The 22,304-nt window shown below is 27.3% G+C and carries 20 protein-coding genes; 3 read left to right on the top strand and 17 right to left on the bottom strand.

Annotation, left to right across the window (positions count from 1 at the left end):
- Positions 1–40 precede the first annotated feature (40 nt).
- The 10 genes from ACH36K_RS02150 to ACH36K_RS02105 form a co-directional block, all read right to left on the bottom strand.
- Positions 41–742, bottom strand: a complete 702-nt coding sequence (locus ACH36K_RS02150) for a response regulator transcription factor (RefSeq protein ID WP_411169364.1) — start codon at positions 740–742, stop codon at positions 41–43.
- A gap of 381 nt (positions 743–1,123) precedes the next feature.
- On the bottom strand, positions 1,124–2,341 hold the full coding sequence (locus ACH36K_RS02145) for an OFA family MFS transporter (RefSeq protein WP_411169363.1): 1,218 nt from the start codon (positions 2,339–2,341) through the stop codon (positions 1,124–1,126).
- Between the two features lie 268 nt (positions 2,342–2,609).
- Entirely contained in the window at positions 2,610–3,332 is a 723-nt protein-coding gene (locus tag ACH36K_RS02140; protein ID WP_411169362.1) for a LytR/AlgR family response regulator transcription factor, read from the bottom strand.
- Between the two features lie 4 nt (positions 3,333–3,336).
- On the bottom strand, positions 3,337–4,941 hold the full coding sequence (locus ACH36K_RS02135) for a LytS/YhcK type 5TM receptor domain-containing protein (protein WP_411169361.1): 1,605 nt from the start codon (positions 4,939–4,941) through the stop codon (positions 3,337–3,339).
- Positions 4,942–5,024: 83 nt separating this feature from the next.
- Positions 5,025–5,195 (bottom strand): hypothetical protein, encoded by a 171-nt coding sequence (locus tag ACH36K_RS02130; protein WP_411170643.1) that lies wholly within the window; start codon positions 5,193–5,195, stop codon positions 5,025–5,027.
- A 106-nt stretch (positions 5,196–5,301) separates the two neighbouring features.
- Positions 5,302–5,472 carry a response regulator gene (locus ACH36K_RS02125; protein WP_411170642.1) on the bottom strand — a complete coding sequence of 57 codons (171 nt, stop codon included), beginning with the start codon at positions 5,470–5,472 and terminating at the stop codon, positions 5,302–5,304.
- Between the two features lie 936 nt (positions 5,473–6,408).
- A complete protein-coding gene (locus tag ACH36K_RS02120; RefSeq protein ID WP_411169360.1) occupies positions 6,409–7,479 on the bottom strand; it encodes an acyltransferase in 1,071 nt (356 codons plus the stop codon).
- A 28-nt stretch (positions 7,480–7,507) separates the two neighbouring features.
- On the bottom strand, positions 7,508–8,290 hold the full coding sequence (locus tag ACH36K_RS02115; protein ID WP_411169359.1) for a hypothetical protein: 783 nt from the start codon (positions 8,288–8,290) through the stop codon (positions 7,508–7,510).
- Positions 8,291–8,393: 103 nt separating this feature from the next.
- A complete protein-coding gene (locus tag ACH36K_RS02110; RefSeq protein WP_411169358.1) occupies positions 8,394–10,097 on the bottom strand; it encodes an ABC-ATPase domain-containing protein in 1,704 nt (567 codons plus the stop codon).
- Positions 10,098–10,108: 11 nt separating this feature from the next.
- Entirely contained in the window at positions 10,109–10,693 is a 585-nt protein-coding gene (locus ACH36K_RS02105; RefSeq protein WP_411169357.1) for a DUF1836 domain-containing protein, read from the bottom strand.
- A 210-nt stretch (positions 10,694–10,903) separates the two neighbouring features.
- On the opposite strand from ACH36K_RS02105, the gene trhA reads away from it, so the two are divergent.
- Positions 10,904–11,551: a PAQR family membrane homeostasis protein TrhA gene (trhA, locus tag ACH36K_RS02100; RefSeq protein WP_411169356.1), complete on the top strand. Its 648-nt coding sequence runs from the start codon at positions 10,904–10,906 to the stop codon at positions 11,549–11,551.
- Positions 11,552–11,609: 58 nt separating this feature from the next.
- Here the strand turns inward: trhA and ACH36K_RS02095 are convergent, their stop codons facing one another.
- The 4 genes from ACH36K_RS02095 to ACH36K_RS02080 all read right to left on the bottom strand — a co-directional run bounded on the left by ACH36K_RS02095 (position 11,610) and on the right by ACH36K_RS02080 (position 15,154).
- Complete coding sequence (locus ACH36K_RS02095) at positions 11,610–12,368, bottom strand: hypothetical protein (protein ID WP_411169355.1); 759 nt, start codon at positions 12,366–12,368, stop codon at positions 11,610–11,612.
- Positions 12,368–13,243, bottom strand: coding sequence for an ATP-binding cassette domain-containing protein (locus ACH36K_RS02090; protein WP_411169354.1), 876 nt, complete (start codon positions 13,241–13,243; stop codon positions 12,368–12,370). Before ACH36K_RS02090 ends, ACH36K_RS02095 begins: the two co-directional genes overlap by 1 nt.
- A 3-nt stretch (positions 13,244–13,246) precedes the next feature.
- Positions 13,247–13,609 carry a GntR family transcriptional regulator gene (locus ACH36K_RS02085; RefSeq protein WP_411169353.1) on the bottom strand — a complete coding sequence of 121 codons (363 nt, stop codon included), beginning with the start codon at positions 13,607–13,609 and terminating at the stop codon, positions 13,247–13,249.
- Positions 13,610–13,843: 234 nt separating this feature from the next.
- Entirely contained in the window at positions 13,844–15,154 is a 1,311-nt protein-coding gene (locus tag ACH36K_RS02080) for a sodium-dependent transporter (RefSeq protein ID WP_411169352.1), read from the bottom strand.
- Between the two features lie 481 nt (positions 15,155–15,635).
- Here ACH36K_RS02080 and ACH36K_RS02075 point away from each other — a divergent pair, with 481 nt between their 5' ends.
- Positions 15,636–17,246, top strand: coding sequence for an ABC-F family ATP-binding cassette domain-containing protein (locus tag ACH36K_RS02075; protein WP_411169351.1), 1,611 nt, complete (start codon positions 15,636–15,638; stop codon positions 17,244–17,246).
- A gap of 155 nt (positions 17,247–17,401) precedes the next feature.
- On the opposite strand, the gene ACH36K_RS02070 is transcribed toward ACH36K_RS02075, so the two are convergent.
- The 3 genes from ACH36K_RS02070 to ACH36K_RS02060 all read right to left on the bottom strand — a co-directional run bounded on the left by ACH36K_RS02070 (position 17,402) and on the right by ACH36K_RS02060 (position 21,260).
- Entirely contained in the window at positions 17,402–18,724 is a 1,323-nt protein-coding gene (locus ACH36K_RS02070; RefSeq protein ID WP_411169350.1) for an MATE family efflux transporter, read from the bottom strand.
- A gap of 282 nt (positions 18,725–19,006) precedes the next feature.
- Positions 19,007–20,731, bottom strand: coding sequence for a ferredoxin hydrogenase (locus ACH36K_RS02065; RefSeq protein ID WP_411169349.1), 1,725 nt, complete (start codon positions 20,729–20,731; stop codon positions 19,007–19,009).
- 208 nt (positions 20,732–20,939) lie between these two features.
- On the bottom strand, positions 20,940–21,260 hold the full coding sequence (locus ACH36K_RS02060) for a DUF1622 domain-containing protein (protein WP_411169348.1): 321 nt from the start codon (positions 21,258–21,260) through the stop codon (positions 20,940–20,942).
- 144 nt (positions 21,261–21,404) lie between these two features.
- Between ACH36K_RS02060 and ACH36K_RS02055 the strand changes: the two genes are divergently transcribed.
- Positions 21,405–22,298, top strand: coding sequence for a phosphatidylserine decarboxylase (locus ACH36K_RS02055; RefSeq protein ID WP_411169347.1), 894 nt, complete (start codon positions 21,405–21,407; stop codon positions 22,296–22,298).
- Positions 22,299–22,304 lie beyond the last annotated feature (6 nt).

Here is a 22,304-nt window from a genome sequence, read left to right as displayed (position 1 = left end):
ATAATCAACAAGATACCTTAAAGAAAAACTTAAGAAAGTATTAATTTCGCTGACTTATTTTAAATCCAATTCCCCATACTGTATGAATATACTCATCATTTGGTTTGATTTTAGAAAGCTTTGAGCGCAGGTTGCTTATATGAACATTTATTGTATTGTCGTCTCCTAAGAATTCTTCATTCCAAACATGTTCAAATAAATTTGACTTTGTGAATACCTTATTTGGATTAGCCATCAAAAGCTCTAATATACAAAATTCTCTTGCTGTAACAATAACAGGCTTTCCATCTAATGTAACCTCTACAGTATCTCTATTTAATACTAAATCCTTATGTCTTAATATTCTTTCTTCTTCTTTAGGTTTAGAAAATACCATATAGCGTCTCAATTGTGACTGAACTCTTGCTATAATCTCATTAGTATCAAAAGGTTTTGATATAAAATCATCTGCTCCAAGGTTAAGTGCTTCTACTTTAACACCTTGTTCAGTTTTTGCAGATATAACTATTATAGGCATTATTTTCAGCTTTCTTACGGATTTAATAATATCCTCTCCATTTATTCCTGGTAACATTAAATCAAGTAAAATAAGGTGAAAATCATAATGCTCCATACACATTTTAGCTTCTGTCCCTGAATATGCAGCTCTTACATTGTATCCTTCTTTAATTAATATCTTGCACAGAAGATTATTTATATCTAAATCATCTTCTACAACTAATATATTCACATTATTATCCATAAACTTTCTTTAGTCTGGAAGTAAATTATATACCTCCACACCTAAGTTCCCCCTTCCGTTTTACATCTATAAAATTATATTATAAACAATTTACTTGTTGTATAACTCCAAACAGCTACTTAAAGTGATATTTTTCCATTTATATCTTATCTTTATTTTACATAATTACTGTATAATATCCAAGTTAAAAATACAATTCTTTATGTTATGTCTAAGAGTAAATATGATTTTTACAATCTTGGGTTATTGTTGATTCACATTAATATGAAATAGACAAGATCTATGTACAATACAGAGTTCTTTGCATATAATTCTAAAGTTATTTATAAATAATTAAAACCCCTCAACATTTGTTGAGGGGTTAAATATATCAATAAATTTTTAAGCAGCTTTTGTAAGTATTTCTAAATTTCTATTAGTAGCTTCAACCTTTTTAGGAGGTTTTATTGTAGCTACTATTACAACTGAAGCAATACACAATATTCCAACGACTATAAATGTAGGTTTAAATCCTCCTACTAGTGTAGCAATGACTGATCCTGAAAGAGCTCCAAGTCCGAAACCTTGATATATAATTCCATAATTTTTACTATGATTCTTTAAACCGAAAAAGTCTCCTACTATAGCTGGGAAAACTGTAATGTTTCCACCAAAACAAAATGCAATTCCAGCGACACAGGCAAAGAAAATTCCAAAGTTTAAATGTACAAAGCTTAATACAAACACTGCGATAGCAGTAACTGTAAGTGTAAATACTAATACTTTTAATCTACCTACTTTATCTGATAAGGCTCCTAATATAATTCTTCCAGAAGTATTAAATATTGCAACCATAGCTACTGCACTTGCTGCTACAGTAGGTTCAAGTCCAGCTAATTGAACACCTATATCTTTAACAATTCCTATTAAGTAAAGCCCACTCATACATGCTGTAAAGAATACTGTAAATAAAAGATAAGCTTGTCTAGTTTTTAACATTTCACTTACTGTAAAGTTATTTTCCTTTGTAATGTTATTAGCACTTACCGCTTCAGATGCGGCATCTTTTAATAATTGAGCACCAGTAAATACTAAAATCATTACTATAACTCCCCAATACAAAAACGCTACAGAAACACCTTTCGAATTTATTAAACTTGCATTAATATATTTAAATACCAAGCTTCCAGCTCCATAGGCTCCTACCGAAATACCAGATATAAGGCCTTTTTTCTCAGGAAACCACTTTATACAATTAGAAAGAGTAGTAATATATGCAATACCATCTGCAGCTCCAACAATTAAACCAACCATAACATACAGCATAGATACTGATGTTACCTTAGAGGTTAACATTAAACCAGCTCCCATTATTATTCCAACTATTGATATAAGCTTTCTTATTCCTAGTTTCTCTTGAAGTTTACCTGCAAATAATGTTGAAAATGCTAAAGCAAAACTTGTAATTGAAAAAGTAAGAGCTACTTTACTTAATTCCCAGCCAAATTTATTTACAAGTGGCTGATTAAATAAACTCCAAGTGTATATTGTCCCTAATCCTAATTGAGTAATTATTGTACCTAATACTATTAACCAATTACGTTCTTGTTTACTTTTCATTTTAAAAATCTCCCTTCACTCACTCTTTAATTTTAGTTTTATACTATAATAAATAAGTAAAATCTTTATCCCTTCGTAAACCTTTTCTGATTTATTCCCTTTACTTATTTTAAATTATATAGCAGCACTCCATAAAATTATTAATTATTGAATGAGATGCAAAGAAATCTACATTAAATGCATAAATAAGATAACTAAATACTATTAATACTCTTAACTCTAAGAACTAATATGTCATAGTACTTAATTATCTTATTGAAAACTTGAATTATATATTCATTAGTTGTTTAAATTCCTTTAAATTACTTCTGCTTACTGGTACTTCATAATCTATATCTTGAAGTCTTAAATTATATGTATTATTAAACCAAGGTATTATTTCTCTTATTTTATTTATGTTAACAATATAAGACCTATGAGACCTAAAAAACTTATCTTTTGGCAAACTATTATAGAATTCAGTTATACTCACACCTACTGAGTATTCTTCATCCTTTGTAAAAACATGAGTTATTCTTTCTTTAGCAACACAATAGTATATATCATCTAAATCTACTACTCTTATCTTTTCATTCTTCCATAAATTCATTTTGTTAGGTATACTGTTTTTATGTAAATTATGTTTTTCCTGGATATAGCTACTTTCTAACTTTTTTAACATAGATATAATTCTAGATTCATGGTATGGCTTTAATATGTAATCGAAAGCCTCTATTTCAAAAGCCTCTACGGCATGCTCTTTATAAGCTGTTATAAATACTATATAAGGCCTTTTAGAAAAATTACTTATATTCTTTGCAAGTAGAACTCCATCAAGTGATGGTATATTTATATCTAAGAATATAGCATCAACTTGATTTTCTTGAATAAATTTAAGTACCTCTATTCCATCTTCAAATTCATCTACTATCTCTATACTACTATAATTTTTAATAAAATATTTAAGTTCTTCTCTTGCTAGAAATTCATCTTCAACTATTATAGCTTTCATAATCTTACCTCTTTACATAGAATTCTATTTTAGTTCCTTTATCAAGCCTTTTTATTATAAGTCCTTCCCCATAAATAAGTTTAAGTCTTAAATGTACATTATAAAGACCAATTTTGTTTTCAGGCATAGTATCACTATAAATTCTCTCTATTATACCTTCACTTATACCAACCCCACTATCAGTTATAGATATTTTCACCCTTTCATCATACTTCTTTACACTAATATTTATAGTTCCCGTACCTTTATCTTTTAAAATACCATGGACTATAGCATTCTCAACTAAAGGTTGTATTGAAAGACTTGGAATTTTAATATCTACATCATCTATATCATAAATTATACTTAATTTATTTCCAAACCTAGCTTTCTCTATTTCTATATAATCTTTAACTTGTTTAAGTTCTTTTTTTATATCTATAAACTCACCATTTAATTCCAAGTTATACCTTAAATAACTAGCTAAATTTATTATAAGCTCCCTTGCTTTATCAGGGTCTATTCTTATAGATGAAGTTATAGCATTTAATGCATTAAATAAAAAATGTGGATTTATTTGAGTTTGAAGAGCTTTAATTTCAGATTTATTTGCCATTTCTTTTATTTGCTCAATTTTTGATATTTCCATCAAAGTAGAAATAATTTGTGAAAGTCCCACCGCAAGACTTTGCAATGAATAAGTTATTTTGTGCTCTTTTCTATAGTATATTTTTAAAGCTCCTATAACTTCATTTTTTTCCTCAAGAGGGATTACAATAGCCGACTTTAGCATTGCGCCTTTATCCTCTAGGTTATCATTTTTTATAACTATTCTACCGCTCTTTATTGCTTCTTTAGTTACTTCAGTTATTATTTCATGACCTATATTATAGTTTTCTTCTCCAACTCCAACATAAGCTAATATATTTTTTTTATCTGTTATGGATACTGCATCAGCTTCTATATCATCCTTTATAATATTGCATATCTTATTTAAAGAATCACTATTTATATTCCTAAAGTATGGCAGCGTTTTGTTTGCAATATCAAGGGCCAATTTTGCTTGTTTTGCAGCTATCTTTTCTTTATCATCTGCTACACTTTGAACTAACAAAACAATAAATCCTACACTAATTTGCCCAAGTATCATTGGTATAGCAATTTTAGATACTATATCAACTCCTAATAAATGAGGTTTACTTAATATAAGTATTAGTATCATTGTTATTGTTTCACTTAGCATTCCTGCAGCTATACCAGCTATCCACCTATACTTCCTCTTAATCTTTTTATTTATATATCCAGATACAATTCCTGAAATTATACTACTAATAAGACATGGTATTGATGTTATTCCATTTATGTCTATTAAATATCTGTGTAGCCCAGATACTACTCCTGTTACTATTCCTACAAGTGGTCCAAATATTACTCCTCCAGAAACTATAGTAATTGTTCTAACATTTACTAACGATCCTTCTACATCTACCCCTGTATAATTTGCAAATACAGCAAATATACTAAATACTATGCAAATAATGGCATAATCCTTTCTTTCATAATTCTCCTTTAAAAATATTTCTCTAAAACTTTGTAACCTAGTTATAATAAATAAGCATATAACCAGCAATGTAGCTCTATCTACAACTTGAAATAATATATCGTATATATAATACAGCTTAAATTCATCTCCATTCCTTAGATATTAATAAACTATAAAATCAATTTTCTATATCTGTTATAGGTAGCCATAACTTCTTGCTTCCTTGGCATAGCTAAGCTTCCTGACCCTCCATATATTTTATCTATAGAAATTAATCCATTTTTATTTATTTTACTATATACTTCTTCAATCATCGCTTCAAAAGGTAATGATTTTTTCATCAGCTCCAAGGTTAAGTGCCTCCACTTTAACACCTTGGTCAGCCTTTGCATATATAACTATTATAGGCATTATTTTCAGTTTTCTTACAAACTTAATAATATCCTCTCAATTTATTCCTGGTAACATTAAATCAAGTAAAATAAGGTGAAAATCATACTGCTCCATACACATTTTAGCTTCTGTCCATAAATATGCAGCTCTTACATTATATCCTTCTTTAATTAATATTCTGCACAAAAGATTATTTATATCTAAATCATCTTCTACAACTAATATATTTGCATTATTATCAATAAACTTTCTTTAGCTTGGAAGTAAATTATATACCTCCACACTGAAGTTCCCCCTTTCATTTTATACCTGTAAAATTATATTATAATTAATTGTGGTTTTGTTCAACTACTAATAGTACACTTCAATTGCTTTTAATTCTCTCATCTATAACTATTCTAAATTATATTTTCCCATTTTATTATTATGTATATAATATACACAATTATTATATAACTCTAAAGTATAATTTTGAATTCTGTAATTGATTACTACTTGAGTTGTGAGTGCTTTATTCACCTTGGAATATCTAAATATTTCAATTAAATTTATTAGTCTTAATATTTAATTAAAAGCAGAAAAAGATGCCCATCCTCACAATAGTGGCATCTTTTTTAATTAATTTAATACAATAGATCTAAAGCCAAATAAATATTGCATTTACTTACTTTTTTACTATTGGTACATAAATATCCATAGCTATTCTTTCTGGAGTTAAATCCATTTTTATATTTTTTTCAATATAGTCAATACATTGGGATATAGCATTACTATAGTTCACTTTATCACCAACCTTTTCCCATATGGTAATTATATTGTATCAATAAAATTAAGGCTCCATTATTCCTAAATTGATAAATTAAGATATTTACATTATATATTAGCTTTCTTGTTGCTTCTTAAACAATTGCTGCTATATTTGAATTATATATAGTCTATGCTTTTCTTATAAATTACTCTAATACATAATTACATATTTTATCATTTCATATATAATTCTTAAACCATATTATTCCTCCTACTCCATAGTTATCTCTAAATCTATCTCTTAACTAAGTTCACTTATACTTGAATTTTTATCTACTTCTCTAAACCTTTCTTAAAATATATAAATAAAAAAGCACCTTATTTTTATAGGTGCTAATTTTTATTTATTAAAAACTATTTAATTATTGTTTTAGTAAGAAAATTAAATGTTTTAAAAGCTATTATTGAAGCCACTATTGTTAATAAACTTACAATTGATATAACAAAAAAACACTTAAAAAATAAATTTCCTACAAATAAATTTATTTTTAATATATCTTTAACTATTAATATAAAGATTGGATGTAATAAATAAATATAAATACTACTAACTGATATACTCTGTATTATTGAAGTTACTGATTTATTTAATTTAATTACTTTAAGATTAAAATAAATAAAAATACTAACTGATTGTACATATATATTTAATGTCATTGGATAAATAAAATAATTATTATATATTCCTGTTTCTCTATTTAAGTAAAAATGATTTCCTGCAATAGTAGTTAATACAGCTACTAAATATATTAATAAAACCCAATTTTCTTTTCCTTTGAAAAAACTCTTATAGTAATTGCTTATGGCATACCCCATTATAAAATATCCTAAGTAGTTTACTACTTCTATTCCATACCTAATACTGCTTAAACTATAAATATTAATTATTGTTGGCAGTATTATTCCTAGTGATGTCCATATAGCTAAGTATCCATTTATTATTATTTTTTTATTATTATTTTCTAAATATACTATTACCTTACGAATTAATGGAACTATTAAATATATTCCTATTAATGGTTCAAAGAACCATAAGTGATAATGGGCGTCAAAAGTTAAAATATTTTTTATTATAATCTCCAAAGATATTATACCATTTTTTAAAATTTGATTACCTATTGAATAAAATATTGAAATTAATATATATGGAACAACTATTTTTATTAATCTTTTCTTATAAAAAGTTATTGCACTTTCTTTAAAATTCTTAATTAGTAATGCTCCACTTATCATAAAAAATATTGGTACAGCAAATCTAATAAATGACTCAAATATATTTATAAATGTCCAAAAAATTTCTCCAATTTCATTATAATTTAAAATATAAAAATCTATTATGTGTATTATGACTATAAATATTGAGCAAACAACTCTAAGTATATCAATATTTAAATTTCTATCTCTATTCTCTTTTCTCGTGTTCATTTTTAACTTATCCTTATTTTAAATTTTTCTAAAGCTTTAATATCACTCTTAAAATATCCTTAATATAACTAGGGAAAAATAATGTTAATTCAGCATGACTACTATAATCCTCCTTATCATGATAAGCTGTTAATTTAACACTATTTACTTCGTCTAATAAAGGTTTTATATCTGACTCATAAGTCTCTTCCTTTGTAGAATAGTGAATATATATAGAATTATTATTATCCCTATTTAAGTAAAGCTTGTCCCTCATTAAATTATTAAGCTTTTTAATACCCTCATCACTACAATCCCCTATAATATATTTAAGTATATTCTTATGATTAGGAAGATTTAAATAATCTCCTAATTTGTACTGTGGCGCTCCAGTTATTATATTGCTACTTTCTCTTTCTAAACCAAAATACAAAGCTGCATATCCACCTTTACTTGATCCAATATAAACTTCATTTACAGGTTTTATTTCTTCTGATATTTTATTTATTAAAGCTCTTACATCTTCTTCAATTTTAAAATCATTATCTTTACCTAAATAATAAGCACCTCTTCCATCAAATCCAAAGTCATCTAAAATAAATAACTTATTACATTTAAATTCATCTAAAGTCCTAATGTAATTATATCTAGCTTTTTGCCCTATCTTTGTACAAGCAGAAAATATTATAAGTAAATCCTTTGACTTGCTATTTCTCTCTAATAGGTAATTAACCTTGTAGTTATTACCCATATAAGTTTTTTGTTTAAACTTCATTAAGTACTTTGTTTTCATTAAGTCTATTAACTTATTAACCTTATTCATTATATCCATTCTTCTACCCCTAAATAAATTTTTCAAAAATAAAACAACATATATATTTTGTATATACCTTATTTTATATTATTATAGTATATCAGATAACTAATATATTTTTCTAATTTATATTAAGTTTTCTATATCTGTTATAGGTAGCCATAACTTCTTGTTTTCTTGGCATAGCTAAGCTTCCTGATCCTCCATATATTTTATCTATAGAAATTAATCCATTTTTATTTATTTCACTATATACTTCTTCAATCATCGCTTCAAAAGGTAATGATTTCTTCATCATATTCTCCTCTGCCCACTTCATAATAGCACCTATTGAATTTAATTGTTCTGTATCAACTATTTGTTCAACAGCTCTTAAATCTATATTTTCTTTATTTATACTAATTGAGCTTAATCCCATAGCTTTAATTTTTACACCTTTATATGTGCTTTCTATAGTTCCTTTTTTAATTTTTCTATCAAATTTTATATTTACCTCTATATCTTTTTCTTTTATCCTCTTATTTATTTCACCTCTCATAAGGAATTTTGCTTCTTTTGTAACATCTTTTGCTTCATAATTATCCATTTGAATTACGTAGTCTGCTACATCAAAAAAGTCCCCAGAGCTTCCTACAACTATTATTGTGGATATATTATTTTGCTCATAAAGAGGTTTAACTATTTCTATAAATGGTGTTATTGGTTCTTTTTCTCTTGAAACTAACTTTTGCATTAATTCATCTCTAATCATAAAATTAGTTGCAGATGTATCTTCATCTATAAGTAAAAGATTTGTTTTACTTTCTATAGCTTCAACTATATTTGCTGCCTGTGATGTACTGCCACTAGCATTTTCAGTTGTAAACTTCACAGTATCTTTTCCATTAGGCAGGTTATCTATAAATAATGATATATCTGTATTTTTAATACTTCTTCCATCTTCTGCCCGAACCTTTACAGCTGTGTTATCTGTAATAACGAATTCTCTACCATCACCTTCTATATGATTATAAACACCTAATTCAATCGCGTTTAAAATAGTAGATTTTCCGTGATACCCTCCACCTACTATTAATGTTATTCCTTCCTTTACTCCCATTCCCTTAATTAAACCTTTATTAGGAAGATTAAGTTCTACCTCTAAATTCTTAGGAGATTCAAACTTCTTTCCATTTCTTAAAGGTTTTGAAGATACTCCACTTTCTCTTGGAAGTATAGATCCATTGGTTACGAAGGCAATTAACCCCTTATTTTTAAGTTCACTTCTTATGTATTCTTGATCTTCTACTAAATTTATTCTTTCTATAAGTTTTTCTTTATTTATATTTTGATAAATTAAAGTATTTTCTATTATGCTAGGAATAACACTGTATAATATCTTTTCTAACTCTTTAGCTAAAACACTTCTTCCCCTAGCTGGAAATCCTACATAAAACCTAGCCTCTATATTATCATTATTTATTACTATAGCTGTTCTTTCTAAAATTTCTTGAGGGGATTTACTTATAGTTACCAAACCACTTTTACCTGATCCAAATATTTTTTCTCCATATTTATTTATATTAAAATAAAATAATCTAGTTAGAAAATCTGAAACTGCTATTTTTTTGTACTTTTTATCTAATAAATTTTCTGGGAAATTAGATATATTTTTATCTACAACCACTCTTAACCTTGATGGAGAAGCAAATGGATCTCCTTGAACATAATCTATACATAAAGTATAGTCTTTAAAGTGATATTCACCTTGTAGATTTTTATATAATTTATATCCCTTTCCATCTATTTTATTTAATTCATTTTTTAAAATAATAGAATTTTTCATATCTTTACCTCTTATAACTTGCTAAAATACTCATCTATTAGCTTTTCACCCATTCTTCTATACATATTACTCATATTTATAAAAGAACTTAATAATAGAAAGTTTTTTTCAAATTCATCAGATTTTAAATTTTCTTCTTTTAAAAGCATATTCTGTATATCATTTAATTTATATTCCATTGACTTTTCTACATCAATTAAGTCATTTTCATATTGCTCTAAATAAAGTTTATATAGATCTCTTAATTGATAAGCTTCTTTATTTTCTAAAGATGTAACTATCTTGTTTAATGAACTTTTTATATCACTTATTGATAAAGCTCCCTTTAAATTATATATAAGGCTCATTAAAATTAAGTGTTCTTTACTATATTTTTTATTTTTAACAGACATTAAAAGCTTACCTTTAGCATAATTATTAACCATTGTTTTAGTTAAAGCTTTATCTTCTTCTGTTCTTTTTGAATCATTAAACTTATTATCAAAAAGTTGAGTTACTTGATCCATATATAAATCTATTTCTGGTATCTCTTCTAAAGTTAATTGATTTTGTAAGTTTAGTTCATTAAATTTTTCTTTTAATTCATTTAAATCCATATGTACCTCCATGTAGTTTTATAAACTACTTATTAAAATATATATATTTAAATATACTAGTAATAAAGAGATATTTCAAGAAAATCAAAAAATATATTAATATTTCTAACTATTTCGTCTATTATAACCTTTGACTTTCAAAGTTTATTTTAATAATATAATTATAACAGTACATAGTTTTTAAAACTACTTGTAAAGGAGTGTTTATTTTTGGAAAAATATTTAAGAGAACCTATAAATAGTTTAACTCATTGGATCGGCGCAATTCTTTCTCTTTTTGCTTTAATTGCAATGCTAACAAAAGGCTTAGTAAATAACTCATCTAGTATAGCAATAGTTTCTGTAGTAATATTCGGTATTAGTCTAATATTACTATATAGTGTTTCTGCAACTTATCACGGTGTAATAACAAGTGAAAAAATAATATTTAGACTTAGAAAGTTAGATCATTCTATGATTTTTATCTTAATAGCTGGGTCTTATGCACCATTTTGCCTAATAGGCATTAGCGGCTTTAAGGGAACTGTATTCTTTGCAACTATAGCATCCATAGCAATTGCTGGCATATTATTTAGGATGCTTTGGTTTAACTGCCCTAGATGGTTACAAACTTCTCTTTATATAGGCTTAGGTTGGGCTGCTATATTTATGATTAAACCTCTATCAGCAGTTCTTAGTCCTACTAGTTTATTTCTACTAGTATTTGGAGGAGTTCTTTATACTATTGGTGGAGTTATATATGGATTAAAGCCAAAGAAATTTCAATTAGGTAAGTTTGGTTTTCATGAAATATTTCATATATTCATCATTTTAGGAAGCTTAAGTCACTTTATATGTGTTTTTATATATTTAATATAAAATCAAAAACAGAAGGCTCTAATTAAAACCTTCTGTTTTTTTAATCTATAGAATCTAATTATTTTTCTTTAATTATCATTTTTCTTATCAATAAATATGCAGCTATAATTAATGCTATGAATAAAATAATGAACGTCAATATTGCTGTATATACATTTCTAGGAGTAATTCCAAATATATAAAATAAGAATTCAAGTACTTTTTGTGCTGCATAAGGAAAAATAGATACAAGCGCACCAAAAAGTATAAATAACATTATTGGAGAAATAGATATTACTGTTTTCATAAGCTTATTACATTTATAATAAACCATTGTTATTACAAATCCTAATGCAAATAACATTAAATACAATGCTGCTTGAAATAAGAAAGTATTAAAAAGTGTTACTATATCATTTCCTTGAATCCAGTTAGAAGTTGCCGTTGTAATATCAACATTATTGGAGAAATCAGTAAAAATCATATCATAGTTCGTAGGGCATTTAGAGAATAAACTATATACTCTATTTATTATTATATCTATAACAGACATTAAGGTTGCTATAGGTAATATTGATAAAACTGTTCCTAAAAAATAGCTTTTTCTTGATACATTATTACTCTTCATAAAATAGAAGTTTTCCTTAAACATATTTAATCCTACAATAAATATAAATATCGCTGAAGATAATTCTATTCCTGAGGTTCCAAAATTACCATAATATATTTTACTAAGTGTAACTAAAAACATACATACAGCAATAAATATTAAATAATATACAAATAATGACTTTTTTAAACTATTAATATTATATTTAGCAATCTTATAAGCTTTCATTATTTAATACCCTCCTCTCCAGTTAAATGTATAAACAGCTTTTGAAGTTCAACTTTTGAAACTTCTATCCCTAACCTTTCTATATCCCTTTTATCTTCTTTACTTAATATTTCAACTATAGTTGCTTCCTTAAATCCAGAGATAGTATTAATATTTATACATTTTTTATTTTTAATATATTTATCTATACTTTCTGAAGCTCCTGAAACTATATAAGCTTCACTTAAAAGATTTTCAACTTCTTTATCACTTAAAAGCTTTCCTTCTTTTATTATTATTACTTTTTCTAGAATCTCTGCAACTTCTTCAATTATATGAGTTGAAAGAATAATAGTTTTAGGCTCATCTATATAATTAGCAACTAACTCTTTATAAAATAAATCTCTATGATTTGCATCTAAACCTAAAACTGGCTCATCAAATATCAGTATTTCTGCTCCTGATGAAAGCGTAATAATTATTTTGCATATTGATGAATATCCAGTTGAAAGCTCTTTAAACTTCTTATTAGTATCTAACCCAAACTTCTTACAAAGATTTAAAGCATATTCCATATTAAAGCTTTCATAGAATTCAGATGTCCATTTAAATAGTTCTTTTACTTTTAATCCTTGAGGATATAAATCCTGTTCTGTCATAAAGTATATCTTTCCTATAGGTTCATCTGATTCAATAACACTTTCATTATCTATAGTTATAATTCCTTCACTTGGAAATATTCTGTTTGTTATAAGATTTAATAGTGTTGTTTTTCCTGCCCCATTTCTTCCTAATAAACCATAAATCTTATTTTCTTCAATTGTTAAAGAAACATTGTTTAACACCGTACTCTTGTCGTACTTCTTTGTTAAGTTAGATATCTTTATTAGCCCCATATACTATTCCCCCTTTTCTATCATATCTATAATATCTTCTGTTGATATATTTAACTTTTTAGCTTCCTCTATTAATGCAACTATATAATTTTTATAGAAACTATCTTTTCTCTTTTGTATTAGTATTTCTTTGCTACCACTTGAAACAAACATTCCAACACCTCTTCTTTTATATATAATGCCTTCATCTACTAATAAATTAAATCCTTTAGCCACTGTAGCTGGATTTATTTTGAATTTTACTGATATCTCTGTAGTAGATGGTATTACTTCATCCTCCTTAAATATTCCATTTAAAATGCTATCCTCTATGGCTTGCGCTATTTGAATATATATAGGGATTTCGCTTGTAAAATCTAACTTCATATTAAACCTCCTTATAGAGTTCTATAATATATTATATTCAATTTTAGTTATTTGGTTCATTACTCTTGTAATTAACTATATATCTATTAGAATATTTTGTCAATATCTCCAATAAGTTTTTGTAAATTTATCCATATAAGTATTTATTCTATATTTTATTTAATAAATGATATAAAAATAGAGATTTGAATTATCTCAAATCTCTATACATTACTATATTAAAAATTTTAATTATTATATTCCACCATATATTACTCCAAGTACTATAACTAAAACTGTTATAGTCGTAAAGCCATACTTAGAAAACATTATAAATTTATCTCCAACCTTCTTACTTGCTCCCATATTAATTTCACTTAAAATATCTTCTTTATCTCTCATAAAGTAAAATACGATAAGTACTATCAATGCACCAATTGGAGATATAATTATTGTCATTAAATCTGAAAATCCATTAAATAAGTCCATATTTAAATTTAACGGTATTGAAAGTATAAATAGTATTCCAACAATTAAAGTAGTTGCTTTCTTCCTATTTAACCTTGTTTGAGACATCAATGCTTCTACTGGCCCCTCTAGCATATTTATAGATGAACTTACAGCTGCAAATATTACACTTAAAAAGAATAATACAGATAGTATTTGACCTGCTGGCATTGATTTAAATATTGTTGGTAATGTTATAAATAATAAAGGTGGACCTGACATTGGATCAAGTCCGAATGCAAATACTGCTGGCATTATAACAAATGAAGCTAGTAGTGCTGATATAACATCTAATATTGCTGTGCTTATTGCTGCTGTTGGTATATCCATATCCTTTCCTATATAACTACCATATACAACCATTCCACATCCATTTAATGATACTGTAAAAAATGCTTGCCCTAAAGCCATTACCCATGTATTTACTTTAAATAGATATTCCCATTTAGGTGTTAACAAGTATTTAACGCCTTCCATTGCTCCTGGTAATGTTAATGATCTAACTGCTAATAATATAAAAATTATAAATAATAAAGGCATTATTATTTTATTTATTTTTTCTATACCTTTTGTTACACCTATAATAACTATAATAAGCGCTATAAATATAGCAATTGCATTCCAAAGTATGGTTTCTTTACTTCCTGAAAAATTATTAAAAAAACTGTTTATTTCTATTGCATTTATTTCTCCTGTTACACTTAAGGTAAAATATTTAATAATCCAACCTACTACGACATTATAAAACATGAAAACTCCTGCTAATCCTACCGCTGGTATTACTCCTAATAATATTCCACCCTTCTTACCCTTTTTTTCGAAGGCTCTCTTTATCCCTGTTAATGATCCTCCTTGTGATGCTCTTCCAAATGCAAACTCTGCAATAAGCCCTGTAGAACCAAGTAATAAAACAAATATAAAGTATGGTATTAAAAATACTGCTCCTCCATTTTGCCCCAGTCTATAAGGAAACATCCAAATATTCCCTAACCCTACTGCTGCTCCTATGCAGGATATTATAAATCCTGCTCTACTTGTAAAATGTTCTCTTTTCTTCATAACCTACATTCCTCCTTATTTTATAAAAAAACCACATAGACTACGCTATGTGGTAAATAAGCATCTTAAAAATTAAAGCCACATAGCATTTATCTATGTGGCTAAATTAACTCTGTAAATTTGAGCACAACTAACAATAATAACCATCATAGATACAAACCCCGAATCTTCTTACCGGCCTGTATCTATAATTATTTTTATAAACACAAGACCTATCTATAATAGTTACAATAATATTCTATATTAACTTTTATTTTTTTTAAGTTAATATTACTGCCCATTTCTATTCTCCTAAAACTTCCATTTTAATACATAGTATCACCCCCCTATATAAGTGTCAATCTTTAATTTTTTCAAAATTTTAATAATTTACTTCTTTTCCATTAAGTTTTCTAAATATTATTTTACCTTTAAATGAAAATATGTTAAGTTTATGATATAATAACGAAATGAATAAGATTAGAAATGAGGTCGGTTTTTAGTGATAACTGTATCAAACGTAAGTTTAAGATTTGGTGCTCGTAAGCTTTTTGAAGATGTAAATATAAAATTTACTCCTGGTAACTGCTATGGTGTTATCGGTGCTAATGGTGCTGGTAAAAGTACATTCTTAAAAATATTATCTGGGGAGATTGAACCAAACACAGGAGATGTTTCTATTGCTCCAAATACAAGAATGTCTGTTTTAAAACAAGATCATTATGAATATGATGAATTTGAAGTTTTACAAACAGTTATAATGGGAAACAAAAGATTATATGAAATAATGGAAGAAAAGGATTCCTTATATGCAAAGCCAGACTTTTCTGATGAAGATGGTATAAGAGCTTCAGAATTAGAAGGTGAATTTGCTGATATGAATGGTTGGGAAGCTGAATCAGATGCTTCTTCATTACTACAAGGATTAGGAATCGGAACTGATATGCACTACAAGAAGATGTCAGAACTTGTTGGGGGAGAAAAGGTTAAGGTTCTTTTAGCTCAAGCCTTATTTGGTAACCCTGGAATACTAATTCTAGATGAGCCTACTAACCACTTAGATATACAATCAATTAACTGGTTAGAAGATTTCCTTTTAAGATTTGAAGGAACTGTAATAGTTGTATCCCATGATAGACACTTCTTAAATACAGTATGTACTGTAATGGCTGATGTTGACTTTAGCAAAATCAAGTTATATGTTGGTAACTATGATTTCTGGTATGAATCAAGCCAATTAGCTTTACAAATGTCTAAGGATCAAAATAAGAAAAAAGAAGAAAAGATTAAAGAATTACAAGATTTCATTGCTAGATTTAGTGCTAATGCTTCAAAATCTAAACAAGCAACATCTCGTAAAAAACTTTTAGATAAGATTACTTTAGATGATATTCAACCTTCAAGCAGAAGATATCCTTTCATTGGTTTTAAACCTGAAAGAGAAGTTGGTAATGAAATATTAACTGTTGAAGGATTAACTAAAACAATTGATGGAGTTAAAGTTTTAGACAATGTTAGCTTTAGAGTTAATAAAGACGATAAAATAGCCTTCATTGGAGACAATGATATTGCTATAACAACTTTATTTAAAATAATTAATGGTGAAATGGAAGCAGATAGTGGAGAATTCAAATGGGGAATAACTATAACAAAATCTTACTTCCCTAAAGATAATAATGAATTCTTTGATAACTGTGATCTAAGCCTTGTAGATTGGCTAAGACAATATTCAGGTAACACTGTTGAAGAACAATCAGAATCTTACTTAAGAGGATTCTTAGGCAGAATGTTATTCTCTGGAGAAGAAGCTTTAAAGAATGCTAGCGTTTTATCAGGAGGAGAAAAGGTTAGATGTATGTTATCTAGAATGATGCTTACAAATGCTAATGTATTAGTACTAGATCAACCTACAAACCATTTAGACCTTGAATCTATAACAGCTGTTAATAATGGACTTAATGATTATAAGAGCGTTATACTATTCGCTTCTCATGACCACCAATTTATACAAACTATTGCTAATAGAATAGTAGATATTAAAAAAGATGGTTCAATAGTAGATAGAACTATGACATATGATGAATACTTAGAGTTCGCTGGAAAAACTAAGTAATATCTTTATAAAAAGCTGTACTAAAGGGTATTTTACTCCTTAGTACAGCTTCTATTTTTAATAATCTTTTCTCTAATCTTAGCTCAATAAATGGGTCAATTATAATGAAATACTATTCATATTTTTAAATTAAATAGTCTTTTATTAAACATTACTTAGATAAGTATTTTTTTGTTTTTATTGTAAAATTTAATACTTATAATTAATGTTATTAATTCAGCTAGAGGAATAGTTATCCAAACCCCTGGCATTCCCCATATTCTAGGTAATATAAGTATTAAAGGTATTATAGCAATACATCCTCTCATAATAGATATAATAAATGACTCTCTCGGTTTATTGATTGATGAAAATAATGATGTCGTTACAATGTTTACTCCCATTATGAAGAAAGCAATGAAATAAATTTTAATTCCTTCATCTGCTATACTTAATAAAATTTGATTTTGTTCTTTATTAAATACAGCAATTATTTGATTAGAGAATATAATCCCCATTAAATAACAAATAGTTCCAAGTGTTATTGCTGTTATTAATGCATAATGATATAGTTTTCTAACATTACCACCTTTACCTTGTCCATAATTTTTACTTATTATAGGCTGTATGCCCTGTGCTATACCAGTAAAAATAGCAACTACTATTAGTGCTAAATTTGCCATTATTCCATAGGCTGCTACCCCAATATTTTCAGCAATATTTAAAATTGTAAAGTTAAAAACAAGCATTATTATTCCAGAAGAAAATTCTGTGATAAAAGATGGAACTCCTAATGAAATTATATTTTTTATATACCTTCTATTAATTTTACATTTTATAAGCTTGAAATTATTTTTTTTCTTAATTAAGTGTATTGATAAAACTATTAAGCTAAATATTGGAGCAAGTCCCGTTGCAAACGCTGCTCCAAACATACCAAGCTTCAATGGAAATATAAAAACATAATCTAGAATTATATTACTAAAACTTCCTAAAAGCATTGCTATCATAGATAAATTAGGCCCATTATCATTTCTTATAAAGCAGACCATTATATTATTTATTATGAAAGGACAGGAAAACATTAAAATAGTTTTTAAATACATTCCGGCTAAAGGATTTACATTTTCATCAGCACCAAGTAATGCTGCAATATCATAGGAAAAAAATATACCTATAATAGTTAATATAACACCAATTAAAAATCCCATAATAATAGCATGGGTAAATACTTCATTTGCACCTTTATTATTGTTTCTTCCTCTTAATATAGAGTATTTTGTTCCAGCTCCCATACCTATCATTAGTCCTACCCCACTAACTAAGCTATAAACAGGTAAAACTAAATTTAAAGCTGTAAGTCCAACACTCCCAACTCCATTAGCAACAAAAAATGTATCAGCTAATATATAACATGATAGTCCTATCATACTAATAACATTGAATGATACATATTTAATAAAATTTTTAAAGATATTATTACTTAATTCTACTCTCATAATTGATTCCTCCTATAAATAAAAAAGCATTAGGTGGTTCATACCCAAAGGCCTAATGGTATGAATCCCTAATGCTTGTTATACGAATATTATGTCCGGCGACATAATCACTCAAAAACTATTTAATTGAAATAATTTTATTACAATATACTAATATTGTCAATGTATAAGTTTCTGTACCATAGGGGTATTTTACTATTTAAGCATTTTTTCTATACACTAAATTACTAATAAATTAAAATAGAGGATGCCTATACGACCTCCTCTATTTATAATTAAAATTTATTTTTTATATTTTATATGAAGTAACTCGTGAGCTTTTCCTGTACCAGGCTCTCCCATATATGTTTCATACATTTTATTTAAAGAACCATTTTCATGTGATTTTCTCTTCTTTAAGTTTTTATCTTGATTATATAATACAGATGCTCTTATACTTCTAATATCCATATCTAATCTATCTGAAGCATTTACATGAGGTTGTCCACCACCATTTACACATCCACCTGGACATGCCATTACTTCTATAAAGTGATACTTCTTATCATTGATTTTGCCGCTCTTCATAAATTCAAATACATTTGAAGATCCATTTATAACAGCAACATTATATCCTTGTCCACCTATTTCAACTGTAGCTTCCTTTATTCCTGCTAATCCTCTTACTTGTTCATATTCTATATTTTCTAAATCCTTACCTTCAACAAAATCCTTAGCACTTCTTAAAGCTGCTTCCATAACACCACCTGTTGCTCCAAATATAGCACCTGCTCCGGTGTATTCTCCCATCGCTGGATCTACTTCGCTATCTTCTAATTTAGCAAAATCTATCTTAGCATCTTTAATCATTTTTGCTAATTCTCTTGTTGTTATTACAGCATCTATATTTCTTAAATCCTCATTCTCCATTTCAGGTCTATCTGCCTCATACTTCTTAGCTGTACATGGCATTATAGTTACTGTAAATACTCTCTTTGGATCTATATCAGCAACTTGTGGGTAATAGGTTTTACTTGCTGCACCAAATATTTGTTGTGGTGATTTAGCACTTGATAGATTGCCTATAAACTCTGGATAATAATTTTCAACTTGTCTAACCCATGCAGGGCAACAAGATGTAAACATTGGAAATGGGCCACCTTTTTTAATTCTCTGAACTAATTCTGTAGCTTCCTCCATTATTGTCATGTCAGCTCCAAAGTTTATATCAAATATTTTATCAAAACCAAGTTGTCTAAGGGCAGTATATATTTTTCCTGTAACATCTACCCCATATCCCATTTTGAACAATTCACCCATAGATGTTCTAACTGATGGTGCCATTGCAACTATAACATGCTTTTCTTCATCTGCTAAAGCTTCTTTTACTCTATCCATATGAGATTTTTCTGATAAAGCATCTACAGGACATGCAACAACACATTGTCCACATAATAAACAGTTAGTATCATCAAAACATTTTAAGTTTTCTGGTCCAACTATTTTTTCTCCATCTACTTCTATGAATTTTATTGATTCTGTTCCAGTCTTAGTTTTACATGCTGCAACACATCTGCCACATGTAACACATTTTGTTCTATCTAAAACTATTGATTTACTTCTATCATCCACATATTCTGATTTATCTGCAACAATAAAAGGCTTAGAAGCTCTTGCTTTAGTTTTTATTACTAACTTTAAGAATTCACAGTTTTCTCTTCTTTTACAAGGTCCACATTTAAATTCATGCTTATCTAATAATGAAGAAACAGTTTTTTTAACTTCTTCTTGAACTCTTTCTGTATTTGTATTAATAACCATTCCATCTTCTGGAATAACGCAACATGCTTTAACTAGCTCTTCTTGTCCCTCTACTTCAACTAAACATACTCCACACTGTCCAACATTGCTACAATCCTCTAAAAAACATAAAGCTGGAATATCTATCCCGTTATCTTTAGCTATTTTTATTATACTTTTATCCTCATTAACTACGATTTTATTTCCATTTATAGTTATGTTTTTCATTTAACTTCCCCCTGTATTGCTTTATATAAACATCTTTTGTAATTGATATTTTATTAACAAACTCTATTTTACACTATTTCTCCAATAATTACTATCTTTTAATTATTATTATTTTAATATATTCTCCATATATGATTGTACGACAAATTTATATAACGGACAATGCTAAATTGTAGTCAAATATGCATACTTTTTACTATTATATTAATTAATGTGAGTCTTCCTTCATCTCCCAATGAATAACAAAGGCTAATATTGCTCTTAAAACTATTATTGCAGCTAATATGTACATTTCATCTAAAGACCTCACAATTACTGTTTTTAATATCTCTGCTCCTAACTTAAATTCCAGTGCAAGAGTTAGTGACTGTGCAAACTCTACTTTTATTGGAAAATTATTTTTAGTTACAATATTTAATACAAATTTATAGAAAGCTTTAATTGCTCCTACAATTATTATTAATATTCCCATAGACTCTAACAAATGTATAGCTATGGGAGTTATAGTCTCCACAAAATGATTTAACAAACCTATCCCTCCAAAAATTTATTCCCAACCTTAATTATCTTGTATAATAAAATATATGTAAAGGAACTTTATATATTTTTTAGAATTTTTATTGCGTTTTTATGTTAATATAATAATATAAAAATTTTTTATTCGAGGTAACTTATGATACAAATATATAATAGAAAAACTAATAATTATGAGACAGAAAAAGTAGCAGGAGAAAACTATATAAAATGGTCTTATGAATCACCTGTAGGGAAAAGCTTCACAGAGCTTTTATTAAAGAAAAAGTTGTTTTCTAAGCTTTATGGATCTTATTGCAATACTTCACTTAGCAAAAAGAAAATAGATAAATTTATAAAAGATTTCGATATAGACATGAACATAAGCTCAATGAACGTTTCTGAGTTTAATAACTTTAATGAATTCTTTATTAGGACATTAAGTAAAGATTCAAGACCTGTTCCAACTGACGATAGTTTGCTAACTTCACCTGGAGATGGTAGGTTATTTGCTTTTGAAAATATCTCTACTGACAAACTAATACAAGTTAAAGGTATTCACTACAGTTTATCTGAATTAATAGGTGATGCTTCTATAGCTAAAGATTATGAAGGTGGCGTTTGCTTAGTATTAAGGCTTTGCCCTACAGATTATCATAGATTTCACTTTGTTGATAATGGAATTCCATTGGAAAGTAGTTTTATAGCTGGTAATTACTATTCTGTTAATCCTGTTGCCTTAGAGAGAATCCCTAAGTTATATTGTCAAAATAAAAGAGAATGGAGTATCTTTAAATCTGATAATTTCGGAGATATAATTCATATTGAAGTTGGGGCTACCTGTGTCGGTACAATAGTTCAAACTTATACTCCTAATAAAAGAGTTATAAAGGGAGAGGAAAAAGGCTACTTTAAGTTTGGTGGCTCAACAACTATACTTTTATTTAAAAAGGATAGTATTAAAATTGATGATGATATACTATGTCAAACAGAACTTGGATTTGAATGTAAGGTTTTAATGGGTGAAGTAATAGGTAAAAATTTTAATTCTTAGAGGTAT

The organism is Clostridium sp. MB05 (assembly GCF_046581255.1).
GTDB lineage: Bacteria > Bacillota > Clostridia > Clostridiales > Clostridiaceae > Clostridium.
This window is presented reverse-complemented; position numbering and strand designations above follow the sequence as displayed.